Annotated in this window: 13 protein-coding genes; 6 read left to right on the top strand and 7 right to left on the bottom strand. The window is 72.4% G+C overall.

All coding sequences use genetic code 11. From position 1 onward, the window contains the following. The first annotated feature begins 131 nt into the window (after positions 1-131). Together ACFV9T_RS05310 and ACFV9T_RS05305 are read left to right on the top strand one after the other, a co-directional pair. Positions 132-1280 carry a mandelate racemase/muconate lactonizing enzyme family protein gene (locus tag ACFV9T_RS05310; protein ID WP_385436769.1) on the top strand — a complete coding sequence of 383 codons (1149 nt, stop codon included), beginning with the start codon at positions 132-134 and terminating at the stop codon, positions 1278-1280. Further along, on the top strand, positions 1277-2059 hold the full coding sequence (locus ACFV9T_RS05305) for an SDR family NAD(P)-dependent oxidoreductase (RefSeq protein ID WP_385436768.1): 783 nt from the start codon (positions 1277-1279) through the stop codon (positions 2057-2059). Before ACFV9T_RS05310 ends, ACFV9T_RS05305 begins: the two co-directional genes overlap by 4 nt. Positions 2060-2282: 223 nt before the next feature. Here ACFV9T_RS05305 and ACFV9T_RS05300 read toward each other — a convergent pair whose 3' ends face one another. Beyond that, on the bottom strand, positions 2283-3989 hold the full coding sequence (locus tag ACFV9T_RS05300; protein WP_385436766.1) for a PucR family transcriptional regulator: 1707 nt from the start codon (positions 3987-3989) through the stop codon (positions 2283-2285). A 206-nt stretch (positions 3990-4195) separates the two neighbouring features. On the opposite strand from ACFV9T_RS05300, the gene ACFV9T_RS05295 reads away from it, so the two are divergent. The 3 genes from ACFV9T_RS05295 (at position 4196) to ACFV9T_RS05285 (ending at position 7828) form a co-directional block, all read left to right on the top strand. Further along, positions 4196-4459: a UBP-type zinc finger domain-containing protein gene (locus ACFV9T_RS05295; RefSeq protein WP_385436765.1), complete on the top strand. Its 264-nt coding sequence runs from the start codon at positions 4196-4198 to the stop codon at positions 4457-4459. Between the two features lie 41 nt (positions 4460-4500). Next, entirely contained in the window at positions 4501-5295 is a 795-nt protein-coding gene (locus ACFV9T_RS05290) for an Hsp20/alpha crystallin family protein (RefSeq protein WP_385436763.1), read from the top strand. 352 nt (positions 5296-5647) lie between these two features. Beyond that, on the top strand, positions 5648-7828 hold the full coding sequence (locus ACFV9T_RS05285) for a putative bifunctional diguanylate cyclase/phosphodiesterase (protein WP_385436761.1): 2181 nt from the start codon (positions 5648-5650) through the stop codon (positions 7826-7828). Positions 7829-7889: 61 nt separating this feature from the next. On the opposite strand, the gene ACFV9T_RS05280 is transcribed toward ACFV9T_RS05285, so the two are convergent. The 5 genes from ACFV9T_RS05280 to ACFV9T_RS05260 all read right to left on the bottom strand — a co-directional run bounded on the left by ACFV9T_RS05280 (position 7890) and on the right by ACFV9T_RS05260 (position 12841). Continuing rightward, entirely contained in the window at positions 7890-8252 is a 363-nt protein-coding gene (locus ACFV9T_RS05280; RefSeq protein WP_385436760.1) for a DUF779 domain-containing protein, read from the bottom strand. A gap of 2 nt (positions 8253-8254) precedes the next feature. After that, the gene (locus tag ACFV9T_RS05275; RefSeq protein WP_385436758.1) at positions 8255-9778 is read right to left on the bottom strand and encodes an aldehyde dehydrogenase family protein; all 1524 of its coding nucleotides are present in this window, start codon (positions 9776-9778) and stop codon (positions 8255-8257) included. 66 nt (positions 9779-9844) lie between these two features. Next, positions 9845-11170, bottom strand: coding sequence for a GAF domain-containing protein (locus tag ACFV9T_RS05270; protein ID WP_385436756.1), 1326 nt, complete (start codon positions 11168-11170; stop codon positions 9845-9847). A gap of 43 nt (positions 11171-11213) precedes the next feature. Next, positions 11214-11360 (bottom strand): hypothetical protein, encoded by a 147-nt coding sequence (locus tag ACFV9T_RS05265; RefSeq protein WP_385436754.1) that lies wholly within the window; start codon positions 11358-11360, stop codon positions 11214-11216. A 224-nt stretch (positions 11361-11584) separates the two neighbouring features. Continuing rightward, positions 11585-12841, bottom strand: a complete 1257-nt coding sequence (locus ACFV9T_RS05260) for a glycoside hydrolase family 18 protein (RefSeq protein WP_385436753.1) — start codon at positions 12839-12841, stop codon at positions 11585-11587. 348 nt (positions 12842-13189) lie between these two features. Here ACFV9T_RS05260 and ACFV9T_RS05255 point away from each other — a divergent pair, with 348 nt between their 5' ends. Continuing rightward, positions 13190-14362, top strand: coding sequence for an acyl-CoA dehydrogenase family protein (locus tag ACFV9T_RS05255; RefSeq protein ID WP_385436752.1), 1173 nt, complete (start codon positions 13190-13192; stop codon positions 14360-14362). Positions 14363-14422: 60 nt separating this feature from the next. Here ACFV9T_RS05255 and ACFV9T_RS05250 read toward each other — a convergent pair whose 3' ends face one another. Then, complete coding sequence (locus ACFV9T_RS05250) at positions 14423-14797, bottom strand: hypothetical protein (protein ID WP_385436750.1); 375 nt, start codon at positions 14795-14797, stop codon at positions 14423-14425. Between the last annotated feature and the right edge of the window lie 160 nt (positions 14798-14957).

The following is a 14957-nucleotide window of genomic DNA, read 5'->3' as shown; positions in this document are numbered from 1 at the left end:
GTGATTCCCGTCCCACCGAATAAGGCTCGCTGAAGGCCCGCACCTTGCGGATTCGTACGAGACACCCTAACGCAGCCGCCCCTCTGGCAGATGGTTGACCATCTGCCATTCATCGACCTAGTGTCCGAGCCATGAAGATCCGTGACATCCGCGCCACCGGCCTCCGGGGCGCGACCCCCGCGGGCGGGTGGCAGGAAGAGCTGAGCCCCGATGACGTCGTCCACACCCTGGTCGCGGTGCACACGGAGGACGGACTGGTCGGCGTGGGAAGCGTGTTCACCAGCGAGGCTCTGGTGCGCGGCGCGCTGGAGGTGCTGCGGCCGCTGGTGATCGGCGAGAACGCCGCCGAGCCCGAGCGCGTGGCGGAGCGGCTGCACCGGGCCACGTTCTGGCTGGGCCGCGGCGGCTCGGTGACCCACACGATCAGCGGCATCGACACGGCCCTGTGGGATCTGCTGGGCCAGATCACCGGCCAGCCCGTCGGGCGCCTGCTCGGCGGGCGGTACCGGGAGCGGGTCCGTCCGTACGCGTCGCTGCTCATGGACCAGCCCGACGTCCTGGCCGAGCGGCTGCGCGAACTGGCGCGGCGCGGCTGGACCGCCTTCAAGATCGGTTGGGGTCCCTTCGGGCGGGTCAACGAGGCCTTGGACGAGCGCATCGTGGCCGCCGCCCGGGAAGCCGTCGGCCCCGACGCCCTGCTCATGGTGGACGCGGGCGGCAGCGACAGCGCCTGGTCAGGCGGCTACAAGTGGGCGCTGCGCACCGCGCACATGCTCCACCGCTACGACGTCGCCTGGTTCGAGGAACCGCTCGGCCCCGACGCCCTGGAGGACTTCGTCCATCTGCGCCGCGAGGCACCGGTCGCCATCTCCGGCGGGGAGGTGCTCACCCGGCGGCAGAGCTTCCGCCCCTGGCTGGAGGCGGGGGCCTGGGACATCGTCCAGCCCGATGTGACCAAGGTCGGCGGTCTGAGCGAACAGCGCCGCATCGGGTGGGCCGCGCAGGACCACGGCGTACGGCTGATCCCGCACGGCTGGAACACCGCCATCGGGCTGGCCGCCGACCTCCAGCTGGCGTCCGCCCTGCCGGACACCGACCTCGTCGAGTACGTGACCGGCTCCCCGTACGTCGACCACCTCACCTCCCGGCCCTGGGAACTGGACGCGGACGGAATGCTCCCCATCCCCGACGGCCCCGGACTGGGCGTGCGCCTCGACCCCGAAGCGCTGGCCCGCTACACCGACGCCGACACCCTCCTGAAGCCCGGAGGCCCGACATGACGCACGACATCGCCTTGGTCACCGGCGCGGCATCGGGCATCGGGCGGGCCATCGCGCTCCTGCAGGCGTCGGCGGGCCGCGCCGTCGCCCTGGTCGACCGGGACGAGACCGGCCTGCGGAAGGCCGCCGACGAGGCGAGGGCGCTCGGGGCCCCCGAGGTGGCGGCCATCCCGGCCGACGTCGGGTCCGAATCCGCCGTCACCGAGGGCTTCCGGCACTGCCGTGAGGCGCTGGGCGTCCCCACACGGGTGGTCGCGGGCGCGGGCATCGAGATATCGGTGAAGGCCCATGAGACCGGGCTCGCGGACTGGGAGCGGGTGATCGGCACCAATCTCACCGGTACGTTCCTCACCTGCCGCGAGGCCATCAGGCTGCTGCTGGAGCACGAGCTGACGGGCTCCCTGGTCTGCGTCTCGTCCCCGTCCGCCGTCATCGGGTTCGGGGGAGGGGCGAACAGCGCCTACGGAAGCTCCAAGGGCGGCATCTCGGCGCTGGTCAGAGCCCTCGCCATCGACTACGCGGCCGCGGGCATCCGCGTCAACGGCGTCATCCCGGGTGCCACGGCGACCCCGCTGCTGGACGTCGTATCACCGGACGCCGAGGGGCCCGACACCATCGCCGCCCGCGCGAAGCGGCAGATTCCGCTCGGCCGACTCGCCCGCCCGGAAGAGATCGCCGAAGCGGTCGACTGGCTGCTCGGCCCCCGGGCCAGCTATATGACGGGCAGCCACCTCCACGTCGACGGCGGTCTGACGGCCCGCAGCGCGAACGACTTCTGATCCCGTTCCGTGACTACGCGGCCGCCCCCACCTCCTGCGCGGCGTCGCCGTGGAGCGCCACCCGGACCAGGGCCGCCGCGAGCCGGGGTACGTCCTCGCCGGACACCAGCCCCTCCAGGGACGCGGCGCTCTTCGGCAGACCGACGCGCTCGGCGCCAGCAGCTTCCGCGGGTCCCCGGCGTCGAAGAGGGCGCGCGCGGAGGCCACCGCGATCTCCGCCATCTCACAGCCCACCTCCTTCCGGCTCACTCCGCAGGATCTTCCAGATGCGGGTGGCCACCTGGAGGTTGAGCCTGCTGTCCACGTCCGTCAGATCGCAGCCGCTGATCTCGCGGATCCGCTGCAGCCGGTAGCGCAGCGTGGAGCGGTGGATGACCAGGACGGCGGCCGTCGCGCTGTAGTTGCCGCCTCGGTCGAAGTACGCGGTCAGGGTCTCGACCAGGGCCGTGCGGTGCAGCGCGTCGTAGTCCAGCAGCGGGCCCAGCCACTCCCGTACGAACTGCTCGACCTCCCGCTGATCCTCTCCGGTGCGCAGAATGCGGTACAGGCCCAGATCGTCGAAGAAGGTGATGCCGTACGCGCTGTGCGAGCCCTGCCGTACCTCCAGCGCGCGCAGCGCCTCCTGGTACGAACGGGGTACGTCATGCGGGCTGTCGCAGCGGCCGCCGACGCCGACCGCCCCGGCCGGGGAGCCCAGCTCCCGGCTGAGCGCCGTGTGCAGCGCGCGCTCGGCCGGACGGCCCCGCGCCACCAGCACCGCCGTACCGGAGCGGCGGGTCGGCAGCACCCGCAGCCCCAGCCCCGAGGCCGCGCGGCCGACGGCGCGCAGGAACCCGTCGTCCGCCGGTCCGTCCGCCCAGCGCACCGCGACCACATGGTGCGGACCGTGCAGATCGTGGCCGACCGCCTCGGCGCGGGCGTAGGCGCTGCTGTCGTCCGCGCCGGTGAGCAGGTCGTCCACCAGCTCGCGCCGCAGCCGCAGCTCCAGTTCGGCCAGCTCACGCAGGTGCGCCAGCTCCAGGGCCAGCGCGGACGCGGCGTGGTCCAGGGCGCGTACGGCCCGTTCGTCGGCCCGGCCCTCGGGGTCCACCAGACACAGCGCGCCCAGCAGCTCGCCACGTGGCGCCGCGACCGCGACCAGCCGGTCCCGCACCCGGGCCGGGCGGGACCGGCGGGCGGCGTCGCGCAGCAGCTCCTCGCGCTGCGCCGGATCGGGCTTGGGGTACGGATCGGGGCGCCCGGGCCCCGCCCAGGCGCGCAGATTGCCGAACCGGTCCTCGACCACGGCGGGCAGTCCGGTGACGCGGTGCAGCGCCCGGGCGATCCCCGCCTCGCCGTCGCCACGGGCGGCGGCCCGGGCGAGGGCGTCGTGCACCGCGCGCAGATGGCCCAGGTCGGAGAGGGAGTGGTCGAGCCGCCGCCGGATCGCCTCCCGCTCGCCTCTGGCCCGGCGCAGCTCGGCGGCCTGGGCGCGCTCCCGGCGGTGGGCGGCGGCGATGGACAGCGCCGCGGAGGTCTGGTGCACCAGGAGGGACAGCAGGAACCGCTCGTCCTCGCCCGGCCGGTCCCGGGAACTGACCACCAGCGCGCCGCGCAGTCTTTCGGGTTCGTACGGCCCATCCGGCGCCCGCGGTCCGTCCGGCTCGCGCAGGGCGAACGCCCATCCCCAGGCCCGTCGGGGGAAGCGCACCGGCCCGTCCCGGCCCGCCAGCGCCCTGACCTGCGCGTCCAGGGCGGCCGTGGCCCGGAAGCCGTCGTCCGGGCAGCGCACCAGGCCGTCGCCGAGCAGCAGATAGCCCGCTTCGGCGCGGCCCGGCCCCACCGCGCTGACCTGGGCCATCGCCCGGCGCAGGATCTCCGTCTCGTCCCGGCTGTCGAACATGGTCAGACAGCGCAGCATCAGCTCATCGGCGACACCAGAGGGGGCCATGCGCACCGGAGTACCCCTATCCCGGCGAATCATCGCAAGAGGGCGAATTCGGGGCCGTAATTTCGACCCCGGGGACGCAGGCGCACCCTCGTCCCGCCTTGTCACCCTGACGGCATGGGCCTCGGTCCCGCCAGTGGTCCGGCCACTGGCGAGGACGCGACCATCCGGCCGCCCGCTACGGCAAGTACGGCAAGGAGGGTGACGCCATGGCCATCGAGCCCGACCCCCATCTGTCCATGGTGCGCCCGGTCGCCCCGCACACCCCGCAGGGGTGCGAGGAGTGCCTGCGCCTGGGGTCGCCCTGGGTGCATCTGCGGCTCTGCCTGACCTGCGGACATGTCGGCTGCTGCGACTCCTCGCCGCTCAAGCACGCCCGCGCCCATGCCGCCGTGGCGAGTCATCCCATCGTCGAGCCGCTGGAGACCGACGAGGAATGGCGGTGGTGCTACGTCCACGAGGCCCTGGTCTGACCTGCCGACAACCATCACCACGGAGGTGAAGGACGATGAGCATGCCCGTCCGACGACACCGGGGCGCAGGCCCCCTCGAACGCCCCCGGGGCTGGAGCCGCAACCCGCTGGCGGAATTCGACGAACTGCTCAGCCAGATGGGCGGACTCCTCGAATCCACCGTCGGCGCCGCCCCGCCCGCCCTCACCGCATGGGCGCCCGCCGCCGACGTCACCGAGGCCGACGACGCCTACCGGGTCGAGGTCGACCTCCCCGGCGTCCGGCGTGCCGACGTGGACGTGGAGGTGAGCGGCCAGGAGCTGACCGTCTCCGGCGAGATCGGGGAACGCGAGCGCGAGGGCGTGCTGCGCCGGAGCACCCGTCGCACCGGGCGCTTCGAGTACCGGATGCTGCTGCCCGCCGAGGTCAACACCGAGGCCGTCAAGGCCGGGATGACCGACGGTGTGCTGACCATCACCGTCCCGAAGGCGGAGGCCGTGAAGCCCCGTCATGTCGAGATCACCGAGAGCGGGGAGGTCGGTGGCAAGGAGGCCGGGGGCAGGGCGCAGGCCCAGCAGCCGCCCGGCGGGACGCGGATGACCGACGAGACCACCGAAACGCAGAGCACCCAGGCCGCCCAGGGAGCCCAAGGCGCTCAAGGAATGCGGGACACCCAAGGGGCCCAGGGGACCCAACGAGCCCAAGAGGCTCAACAATCCACCCGGGAGGCCCAAGGCACTCAAGAGGCCCAGGAGTTCCAGGAGTCCCGAGAGGCCCGGGAGGCCCGGGAGGCCCGCGAGTCCCGAGAGGCCGATGAGACCCGCCCCTCCTGGGGCTTCCGCGGCCGCAACCGCTGAACCCGAGAGAAACCCCCACCACGGCGGCGCTCCATCCGGGGCGCCGCCGCCCGATGCCCGGCTTCTCCCGGCTTCTCCCCTCTCCGCGGGTACATCCGGATGGTCAATGTCCATTTTTCCTTTCCCCAGCCAACGGTTGATCAGTAATCTCGCCTCAGCAGCGGGTTGCCCTGCCGCTCTTCGTCGTGCTCCACTGCCCCGAGGACGCGGACGACCCCGAGGGCGGCCCCGGAAGCCGGAAGAGGGCGAAGGAAGTGCAGGACGTAAAAGCTGCCTGGCGGCCGGCGGGCATCAACGCCACAGACGAGGACGAACCAGCCCGTGGCGGCGTCCCCCCGGCGAGGCGTGCGATATGACCTCCACGCCGGGCGGGCCGAGACGTCGGGGCGGCGCCGGAGACGCCGAGGCGGAGAACGAGAGGCTGCGGCGGTTCGCGGCGATCTGGAGCCGCGCCGTCCATCCGATGGCGGCCACCACCATGACCCTTGACGAGTTCCAGGGCTATCTGCTGCCGCTCGCCCACCGGCTGAGCGAGGCCCTGCAGACCGTCCCCTTCGACACCGCCGACGCCTACGAGGTGGGCGCCGCGCTCGTCGACGCCCAGTGCGCCGAGCCCGAGGCGCTGCCCGCGATCCTCGGCATCATCGACGCGTATCTGGTGCTCTACTCCCCGCCGGACCGGCCGATGAGCGACGAGGACCTGCGGGCCCGCTGCGCCCGGCTGCAGCACGCGCTCGCCGCGGGTTTCGTACGGGAGCTGCGCGAGCGTGAGCGCGATGAGCGCAAAGCCGTCTCCCGCGCCGCGCTGACCGCGCGCATCGAGGCCGAGAAGGCGCTGCACGCGAGCGAGGCCAAGTTCCAGGCCGTGTTCGAGGGCGCGGTGATCGGCGTGGGGATCGCCGGGCTCGACGGCGAAGTCCTCGTCGTCAACGACGCGATGGCCAGGATGTTCGGCGGCTCCGACTTCTTCCGCCCCGGCCGTAACGTCACCGAGTTCGTCCACCCCGACGACACCCCCGGCGTCCACGAGCTGTACCGCGAGCTGGTCCGGGGCGACCGCGACCACTTCCGCGTCGAGAAGCCGCACTACCGCGACGACGGCAGCGTGCTGTGGACCAATCTCACCGTCACCCTGCTCCGCGACTCCGGCGGCGCGCCCCAGTATCAGCTCGCGCTCGCCGAGGACATCACCGAGCACCGGCTGCTGCGTGAGCGGCTGCGCTACGAGGCCACCCATGACGAGCTGACCGGGCTGCCCAACCGCACCCTGTTCCTGGAACGCCTCGACCAGGCGCTCGCCGCCGAGGCCGACGCCCAGCGCTTCGGCGTGTGCTACCTGGACCTCGACGGGTTCAAGGCCGTCAACGACAGCCTCGGGCACGTGGCGGGGGACCGGATGCTGCGGGCCGTCGCCGAGCGGCTCCAGGGCTGTGTGACCTCCCCGCACGAACTGGTCGCCCGGGTCGGCGGCGATGAGTTCCTGGCGCTGGTCACCGGGCCCGCCGCACAGGCGGACGGCGCCGCGATGGCCCGCCGGATGCTCGCCGCGCTCGCCGACCCCGTCCAGGTCGAGGGCCGTGAGCTGCGGGTACGGGCCAGCATCGGCGTCGTCGACGGGCGGGCCGGGGAGATCTGCCGGGCCGAGGTGCTGCGCAGCGCCGACATCACCATGTACCGGGCCAAGGCCGCGGGCGGCAACCGCTACGAACTCGCCGACGCCGACTCCAACGCCCGGGTGATCGCCCGTCACAGCCTCAGCAACGGGCTGCCGTCGGCCCTGGAGAACGGCGAGTTCTTCATCGAGTACCAGCCGCTGGTACGGCTCACCGACGGCACCGTACGCGGCGCCGAGGCGCTGGTGCGCTGGCTCCACCCGGTGCACGGGGTGCTCGGCCCCGACCAGTTCATCCCGCTCGCCGAGGACACCGGCCTCATCGTGCCGCTCGGCCGCTGGGTGCTGGAGCAGGCCGCCCGGCAGGCCCGCGACTGGCAGGACGCCGCCGAGTGCGACGCCGAGCGGTTGCGGGTCAACGTCAACCTGTCGCCCTGCCAGCTGAGCCACCCCACCCTGGTCTCCGACACGGTGGCGGTCCTGGAGAACGCCGGGCTGTGTCCGAGCGCCCTGTGCCTGGAGGTCACCGAGAACGACCTCATCGGCGCCGACGAGAACGCCCTGCGGCCGCTGCGGCAACTCGCCGACCTGGGCGTGGACATCGCCCTGGACGACTTCGGCACCGGGTACTCCAACCTCTCGTACCTGCGCCGCCTGCCGGTCAGCACCCTCAAGCTGGACCGCTCCTTCACCCGTGGCATGCAGCGCGCCCCGGCCGACCCCGTCGACGTCAAGATCGTGGAGGGCATCGTCTCGCTGGCCCACACCCTCGACCTGGCGGTCACGGTGGAGGGCGTCGAGACGGCGGTGCAGGCCGAGCACCTGCGGATGCTGGGCTGCGACACCGCCCAGGGCTGGTACTACGCCCGCCCCGGCCCTCCGGAGCGGCTGCACACCCTGGCACTGGCCGACGCCAGCTGAGCGAACGCCCGACGGGCGGGCCGGTAGTCCGGCCCGCCCGCGCGCTCTCCTGCGAAACGCTCTACTCCTGTGCGTCCAGCAGCCGGGAGCGGATCAGGAAGCGGACGCCCTCCGGCGCCTCCAGCGAGAATCCGCTGCCGCGCCCCGGCACCACGTCCACCGTCAGATGGGTATGCCGCCACCGCTCGAACTGCGAGGCGGACATCCAGAAGCCCACCGGCTCCTGGACCCCGTCCACCTCCAGCTCGCCGAGCAGCACATCGGACGCGCCCGTACGGAACTCGCCGCGCGGGAAGCACATGGGCGCGCTGCCGTCGCAGCAGCCGCCCGACTGATGGAACATCAGCGGCCCGTGGTCCGCCCGCAGCCGCCGGATCAGCTCGGCCGCGGCCTCCGTCAGGGCGATACGCGAGACCTCCGCCATGGCTAGAAGAAGCCCAGCTTCTTCGGGGAGTACGAGACGAGCAGATTCTTGGTCTGCTGATAGTGGTCGAGCATCATCTTGTGGGTCTCGCGCCCGATGCCCGACTGCTTGTAGCCGCCGAAGGCGGCGTGCGCCGGGTAGGCGTGGTAGCAGTTCGTCCACACCCGGCCCGCCTGGATGGCCCGTCCGGCCCGGTACGCGGCCGTGCCGTCGCGGGTCCAGACGCCCGCGCCCAGCCCGTACAGCGTGTCGTTGGCGATCTCGATCGCGTCCGAGAAGTCCGCGAACCGGGCCACCGCCACCACAGGGCCGAAGATCTCCTCCTGGAAGACGCGCATGTGGTTGCCGCCCTCGAAGATCGTGGGCCGGACGTAGTAGCCGCCCTCCAGCTCGCCGCCCAGCTCGGCGCGGGTGCCGCCGGTGAGGATGCGGGCGCCCTCCTGCTTGCCGATGTCGAGGTAGGAGAGGATCTTCTCCAGCTGGTCGTTGGACGCCTGGGCGCCCATCATCGTGTCGGTGTCCAGCGGGTGGCCCTGGACGATCTTCTCGGTACGGGCCACGGCCGCGTCCATGAAGTCCTGGTAGTGGCCGTCCTGGACCAGCGCACGCGACGGACACGTGCACACCTCGCCCTGGTTGAGGGCGAACATGGTGAAGCCTTCGAGCGCCTTGTCGAGGAAGTCGTCGTCGGCGGCCGAGACGTCGTCGAAGAAGATGTTCGGGCTCTTGCCGCCCAGCTCCAGGGTGACCGGGATCAGGTTCTCGCTCGCGTACTGCATGATCAGGCGGCCGGTCGTGGTCTCGCCGGTGAAGGCGACCTTGGCCACGCGCGGGCTGGAGGCCAGCGGCTTTCCGGCCTCCACGCCGAAGCCGTTGACGATGTTGACGACGCCCGGCGGCAGCACGTCGGCCACCCGGTTCATCCAGACGTGGATCGAGGCGGGCGTCTGCTCGGCGGGCTTGAGGATCACCGCGTTGCCCGCGGCCAGCGCCGGGGCGAGCTTCCAGGCGGCCATCAGGATCGGGAAGTTCCACGGGATGATCTGGGCGACGACGCCCAGCGGCTCGTGGAAGTGGTAGGCGACCGTGTCGTCGTCGATCTCGGAGAGACTGCCCTCCTGGGCCCGGATCGCCCCCGCGAAGTAGCGGAAGTGGTCGATGGCCAGCGGGATGTCGGCGGCCAGGGTCTCCCGTACCGGCTTGCCGTTCTCCCAGCTCTCGGCGACCGCCAGCTCTTCGAGGTGCTGCTCCATGCGGTCGGCGATCTTCAGCAGCACCGCGGCGCGCTCGGCGGGCGCGGTACGGCCCCAGGCGGGCGCGGCCGCGTGGGCGGCGTCCAGGGCCCGTTCGACGTCCTCGGCGGTGCCCCGGGCGATCTCGGTGAACGGCTGCCCGTTGACCGGGGACGGGTTCTCGAAGTAGCGGCCCCGGGCGGGGGGTTGGTACGCCCCGTCGATCCAGTGGTCGTAGCGCGGCTGGTAGCTGACCACCGATCCCTCGGAGCCGGGGTTTGCGTAACGCGTCATGGGGGCGGCCTCCCTGTCGTACCTGCGGGCTCCGCCCGCCACGGGACGGGCGGAGATGAGGGGAGGCTAGACGCGGCAACGTTGCGGCAACGTTGCGTACCCGTGGCCGTCGTCTTCCCGGGTGCCACTCTCCAGGCCGTACACCTCGCGCAGCCGCCGCACCCGCGCCGCCGGGGCCGCCCGGGCGGGGGAGTACGGCGGATGAGCGGCCAGCAGCGCCTCCGCCACCTCCAGGTCGTCCTCGCCCCACGGGGTGTGCGCCCAGCGCCGCAGCAGCTCCGGGTCGGCGCGGGACAGCACGGCCCGCCGCAGCCCGTCCTCCAGGTCCCGCCGCATCCGGCACACCCCGGGCGCCTCCGACATCGGCAGCAGCGGGCCCGGATACGCGCGCAGGGCGGTGGCCACCTCACCGGCCGCCAACTCCTCGGCCGCCACGCCCACATCGGTGCGCACCGGCCCGCACAGCCGGTACGGGCGCGAGCCCAGCAGCGGCCCGACCAGCCGGCGCAGCCGCGACATCTCGGCGCGCAGCGTCACCGGGGACCGGCGGTCGGCCCGCGGCCCGTACAGCTCCAGCGCCAGCCGGTCGCCGCTCAGGCCCTCCGGATGGCCCGCGAGCAGCACCATGATCTCGCTGTGCCGCCGCCCGAGCCGCAGCCGCCGCCCCTCGGTGATCAGCAGTGCCTCGTCGCGGCCGAGCGCCGTCAGCGACGCGCGCGGGCCGCGCGCCGGGGGCGCCAGGGCCGCCAGCTGCGCTTCGGCGGCGCGGGCGGTCGCCTGCACCAGGGCGAGGCTGTGCGGGGCGGCCAGATGGTCGCCGCCGGTGAGGTCCACCGCGCCCAGCAGCCGCCCGGAGTGCGGGTCGTGGATCGGGGCCGCGGCGCAGGTCCAGGGCTGCACGCTGCGGTTGAAGTGCTCCGTGGCGAAAATCTGCACCGGGTGGTCGAGGGTGAGCGCGGTGCCCGGAGCGTTGGTGCCCGCGTGGCGCTCGTCCCAGCGCGCCCCGGCCACGAAGTTCATCCGCTCGGCCCGGTGGCGCATCCCCGTGTGCCCCTCCACCCACAGCATGCGGCCGAGGTCGTCGCAGACCGCCAGCAGATGGGCGCCGTCGTGCGCGATGCTCCCCAGCAGCTCGCGGAAGAGCGGCATCACCCGGGCCAGCGGATGGTCCGCCCGGTACGCGTCCAGCGCGTCGTCCGCCAGCTCGATCGGCGCCGCGCGCTCCTGCGCCACCCGGGCGTCGGCCGAGCGCCGCCAGGAGTCCGCCACCACCGGGCGGACGGCCGGGCCCAGGGCCCCCTCCGTCAGGAACGCCTCGTGCGCGCGGCGCACGGCGCGGGTGCGCTCCGCCGGATCGGTGCCGGATGCCATCGCCAGCCAGGGATTGACCACGGGGCCTCGCTCAACGGTACGGAGGGTCGGGTGGGACGGAGGGTCAGGTGGGCGGGGTGGCGCAGCAGCCGGGCGTGGGGGCGGGGGCGAAACCGGGCGGTGAGGCGTAGCCGCAGGAGTGGCAGATCTTCCACCCGTCCTGGTTGACGGCGAGTTGGCCGCCACAGCTCGGGCACTGCTCGGAACTCATGATCGATCCTTTGGTTCAATGCGCGACGGGCCGGTCAGGGCCGCCCCAGCGCTCAGATTTCCTTGTGAGGCGGATGCCCCGCAATAGTCAGAACAAGCCGCGTTGCGATACGGCTCCGGTGGCGGATCGGTTCACCGGAACGCAAGGAGCCGGGGGCCTTGAGGCTCCCGGCTCCGCGCGCTGTTTCCCTCGGTCAGGGATCAGCTGTTTCCCTCGATGAGGGATCAGTTGATGGCCTTGATCAGCTCCCCGTTGGTGGTGTCGCCGCTCAGCTCCCAGAAGAAGGTGCCGCCGAGACCCTGCTGCTGCTTGTAGGTCATCTTCCCGCCGATGGTGGCGGGGGTGTCGTAGCTCCACCACTGGTCGCCGCAGTGCGCGTAGGCCGTTCCGGCGACCGTGCCGGTGGCCGGGCACTTGCTCTTGAGCACCTTGTAGTCCTCGATGCCCGCCTCGTACGTCCCCGGCGCGGCGCCGGTCGCGGTGCCGCCGGGGGCCGCCTGGCCGACGCCGCTCCAGCCGCGTCCGTAGAAGCCGATGCCCAGCAGCAGCTTCGAGGCCGGGACGCCGAGCCCCTTGAGCTTCTGGATCGCGGCGTCGGTGTAGAAGCCCTGCTGGGGCAGGCCGCTGTAGGAGGTCAGCGGCGAGTGCGGGGCCGTCGGGCCCTGGGCCGCCCAGGCGCCGAAGAAGTCGTACGTCATCGGGTTGTACCAGTCGACGTATTGCGCGGCGCCCGCGTAGTCGGCGGCGTCGATCTTGCCGCCGGACGAGGCGTCGGCCGTGATCGCGGCGGTGACCAGGTTGTTCTGGCCGAATTTGGCGCGCATCGCGGCCATCACGTTCTTGAACGCGGCCCGGCCGCTGGTGTCGCAGGTGTTGCCGCAGGCGTTGGGATACTCCCAGTCGATGTCGATGCCGTCGAAGACGTCCGCCCAGCGCGGGTCCTCGACCAGGTTGTAGCAGGACTCGGCGAACGCGGCGGGGTTCTTGGCCGCCTCGCCGAACCCGGAGGACCAGGTCCAGCCGCCGAAGGACCACACCACCTTGAGGTTCGGGTGCAGCTTCTTGAGCTTGCGCAGCTGGTTGAAGTTGCCGCGCAGGGCGCCCGCGTCCCAAGTGTCGGCCTTGCCGTCGACGCTGCCCGCCGCGTCGTACGCCTTGTCGTAGTCGGCGTAGGCGTCACCTATGGCGCACTTACCGCCGGTGACGTTGCCGAAGGCGTAGTTGATGTGGGTGAGCTTGTTGGCGGACCCGGAGGTCTCCACGTTCTTCACGTGGTAGTTGCGCTGGTAGATGCCCCACTGCGTGAAGTAGCCGACCACCTTGTTACCGGCCGCTGCCTTGGGGGTGGCTGCCTTGGCGGTGGGGGGTTCCGCCGGGGCGGCACCGGGGCTGGCCGTCGCCGCGCCCGCCAGCAGGGTGGCGGTCAGCACCGCCGTCGAGAGGGCCGCGAGTGCTGCCCGTAGTCCGCGTGGTCTGAGCATGGATTCTCCTCGGTGGGGGGTGAGGGGAGACGAAGTGCCCGACGACCTGCCCCGATATTGACATGAACGCGCAGGGCAGGGTGGGAGAACGGTAGAAGGACTAGACCAGTGGGGTCAATGGTCTGGGCCAATCCCGTCCGGGCAACACCCGGACGGAGGAACTTTGTTGAAGATCGTCATACCGGTGACTCGGGCCCCTCGATCGGGCATACTCCAACCGCCACGGTGCAGGTCATCACCCGTTCGCGACCCGACGGGAGGACCGGCTCAGCGGCAGGACACGGGCGGCGCCGCCCCACCGGGCGCGCACGCCGCCGCCGCGCCCTACAGGGAGAGGAGAGCGCCGCCATGACCGACCACGGCCCGCAGCCGGTGGAACGCGAACTGCCCACTGAGGAAGCCCGCGACCTGATCTCGCTCGTCCGCGAGCTGACCGAGAGGGAGATCCGTCCCCGCGCCGCCGAGGAGGAGGCCGCCGGGCACTTCCCCCGCGAACTGTTCACCCTGCTGTCCCAGTCGGGGCTGCTGGGGCTGGTGTACCCCGAGGAGTTCGGCGGCGGCGACCAGCCGTACGAGGTCTACCTCCAGGTCCTGGAGGAGCTGGCCGCGGCCCGCCTCACCGTCGGCCTCGGCGTCAGCGTCCACACCCTGGCCTGCCACGGCCTCGCCACGTTCGGCAGCAAGGAGCAGCTGGCCGAGCACCTTCCGGCGATGCTCGGCGGCGGCCTGCTCGGCGCGTACTGCCTCTCCGAGCCCGCCTCCGGCTCCGACGCCGCCGCCCTCACCACCCGGGCCACCCGGGACGGCGACAACTGGACGCTGGAGGGCGGCAAGGCGTGGATCACCCACGGCGGCATCGCCGACTTCTACACCGTCCTCGCCCGCACCAGCCCCGAGCGCACCCGGGGCGTCAGCGCGTTCCTGGTGCCCGGCGACGCCCCCGGGCTCTCCGCCGCCGCCCCCGAACGCAAGATGGGCATGAACGGGTCACCCACCGCGCAGATCCACCTCGACCGGGTCAAGGTCTCCGGCGCCCGCCGGATCGGGGAGGAGGGCCAGGGCTTCGCCATCGCCCTGTCCGCCCTCGACGCGGGGCGCCTGGGCATCGCGGCCTGCGCGATCGGCCTCGCGCAGGCGGCCCTGGACGAGGCGGTCGCGTACACCGCGCAGCGCAAGCAGTTCGGCCGCCCGATAGCCGACTTCCAGGGGCTGCGCTTCACGCTGGCCGACATGGCCACCCAGATCGAGGCCGGGCGCGCCCTCTATCTGGCCGCCGCCCGGCTGCGGGACGCGGGGCGGCCGTTCTCCAAGCAGGCGGCCATGGCGAAGCTGTTCTGCACCGATGCGGCGATGCGCGTGACGACCGACGCGGTCCAGCTGTTCGGCGGCTACGGCTACACGGCGGACTTCCCGGTCGAGCGCTATATGCGCGAGGCCAAGGTCCTGCAGATCGTGGAGGGCACCAACCAGATCCAGCGCGTGGTCATCGCGCGCCATGTCGCGGGGCCCGAGAGCCGGTAGACGGGTCGTACGAGCGGTCAGGGGGCGCGGCACCGCCGGGCCCCCTCCGTTGTGCGTTCGCTACGAGCGGGACGCGGCGTGGCGCACCGTCATCGGCGTCCGGATCGGGCGCGAGCCGGGGCCGCCGATGTGCGAGAACGGCTGCTTCCGCCAGTCCAGCCCCTCCGGCAGCGTCAGCAGCAGCGCCGCGTCCTGCTCGTGCGCGTCCAGCGAGGCGTCCGCGGCGGCGGCGTCCGCCACTCCGCGCCCGGTGCCGGGGCACACCGTCAGTCCGAACGGGTTCCACGGAGACGGGCACAGCGCGTGCTCCGGGAGTACGTCCTCGTCGGCCAGCAGGGCGATGGGCTGCGCGCAGTCCGGGCACATGACCCGGAACATTTCATACGTTTCGTAGGTTTCGATGTCGCCTTCGTCGAGGCGCTCAACGTAGGGCATGAGATTTCCCCCTCGGGTGGGCTGGCCAGGCGCGTCGGCCTCGACCACAGCAAGCATTTCCCTCGCGGTCGCATAGGTAATCGCGGCATCCCATAGGACACTCACGAGGAGATGTGGTGTTCGTCACATGCCCCGTGCAGATGCTGCCCGCCCACTGCCC

It is taken from the genome of Streptomyces sp. NPDC059850, assembly GCF_042731515.1.
Taxonomy (GTDB): domain Bacteria; phylum Actinomycetota; class Actinomycetes; order Streptomycetales; family Streptomycetaceae; genus Streptomyces.
Note: the sequence above shows the minus strand (reverse complement) of the source record. Positions and strands in the feature narration are given on the sequence as shown.

What these genes read in the sequence shown, in the direction of transcription:
- ACFV9T_RS05310 (WP_385436769.1), top strand. Translation starts at nt 132, where the DNA reads ATGAAGATCCGTGACATCCGCGCCACCGGCCTCCGGGGCGCGACCCCC.
- ACFV9T_RS05305 (WP_385436768.1), top strand. Translation starts at nt 1,277, where the DNA reads ATGACGCACGACATCGCCTTGGTCACCGGCGCGGCATCGGGCATCGGG.
- ACFV9T_RS05300 (WP_385436766.1), bottom strand. Translation starts at nt 3,989, where the DNA reads ATGGCCCCCTCTGGTGTCGCCGATGAGCTGATGCTGCGCTGTCTGACC.
- ACFV9T_RS05295 (WP_385436765.1), top strand. Translation starts at nt 4,196, where the DNA reads ATGGCCATCGAGCCCGACCCCCATCTGTCCATGGTGCGCCCGGTCGCC.
- ACFV9T_RS05290 (WP_385436763.1), top strand. Translation starts at nt 4,501, where the DNA reads ATGCCCGTCCGACGACACCGGGGCGCAGGCCCCCTCGAACGCCCCCGG.
- ACFV9T_RS05285 (WP_385436761.1), top strand. Translation starts at nt 5,648, where the DNA reads ATGACCTCCACGCCGGGCGGGCCGAGACGTCGGGGCGGCGCCGGAGAC.
- ACFV9T_RS05280 (WP_385436760.1), bottom strand. Translation starts at nt 8,252, where the DNA reads ATGGCGGAGGTCTCGCGTATCGCCCTGACGGAGGCCGCGGCCGAGCTG.
- ACFV9T_RS05275 (WP_385436758.1), bottom strand. Translation starts at nt 9,778, where the DNA reads ATGACGCGTTACGCAAACCCCGGCTCCGAGGGATCGGTGGTCAGCTAC.
- ACFV9T_RS05265 (WP_385436754.1), bottom strand. Translation starts at nt 11,360, where the DNA reads ATGAGTTCCGAGCAGTGCCCGAGCTGTGGCGGCCAACTCGCCGTCAAC.
- ACFV9T_RS05260 (WP_385436753.1), bottom strand. Translation starts at nt 12,841, where the DNA reads ATGCTCAGACCACGCGGACTACGGGCAGCACTCGCGGCCCTCTCGACG.
- ACFV9T_RS05255 (WP_385436752.1), top strand. Translation starts at nt 13,190, where the DNA reads ATGACCGACCACGGCCCGCAGCCGGTGGAACGCGAACTGCCCACTGAG.
- ACFV9T_RS05250 (WP_385436750.1), bottom strand. Translation starts at nt 14,797, where the DNA reads ATGCCCTACGTTGAGCGCCTCGACGAAGGCGACATCGAAACCTACGAA.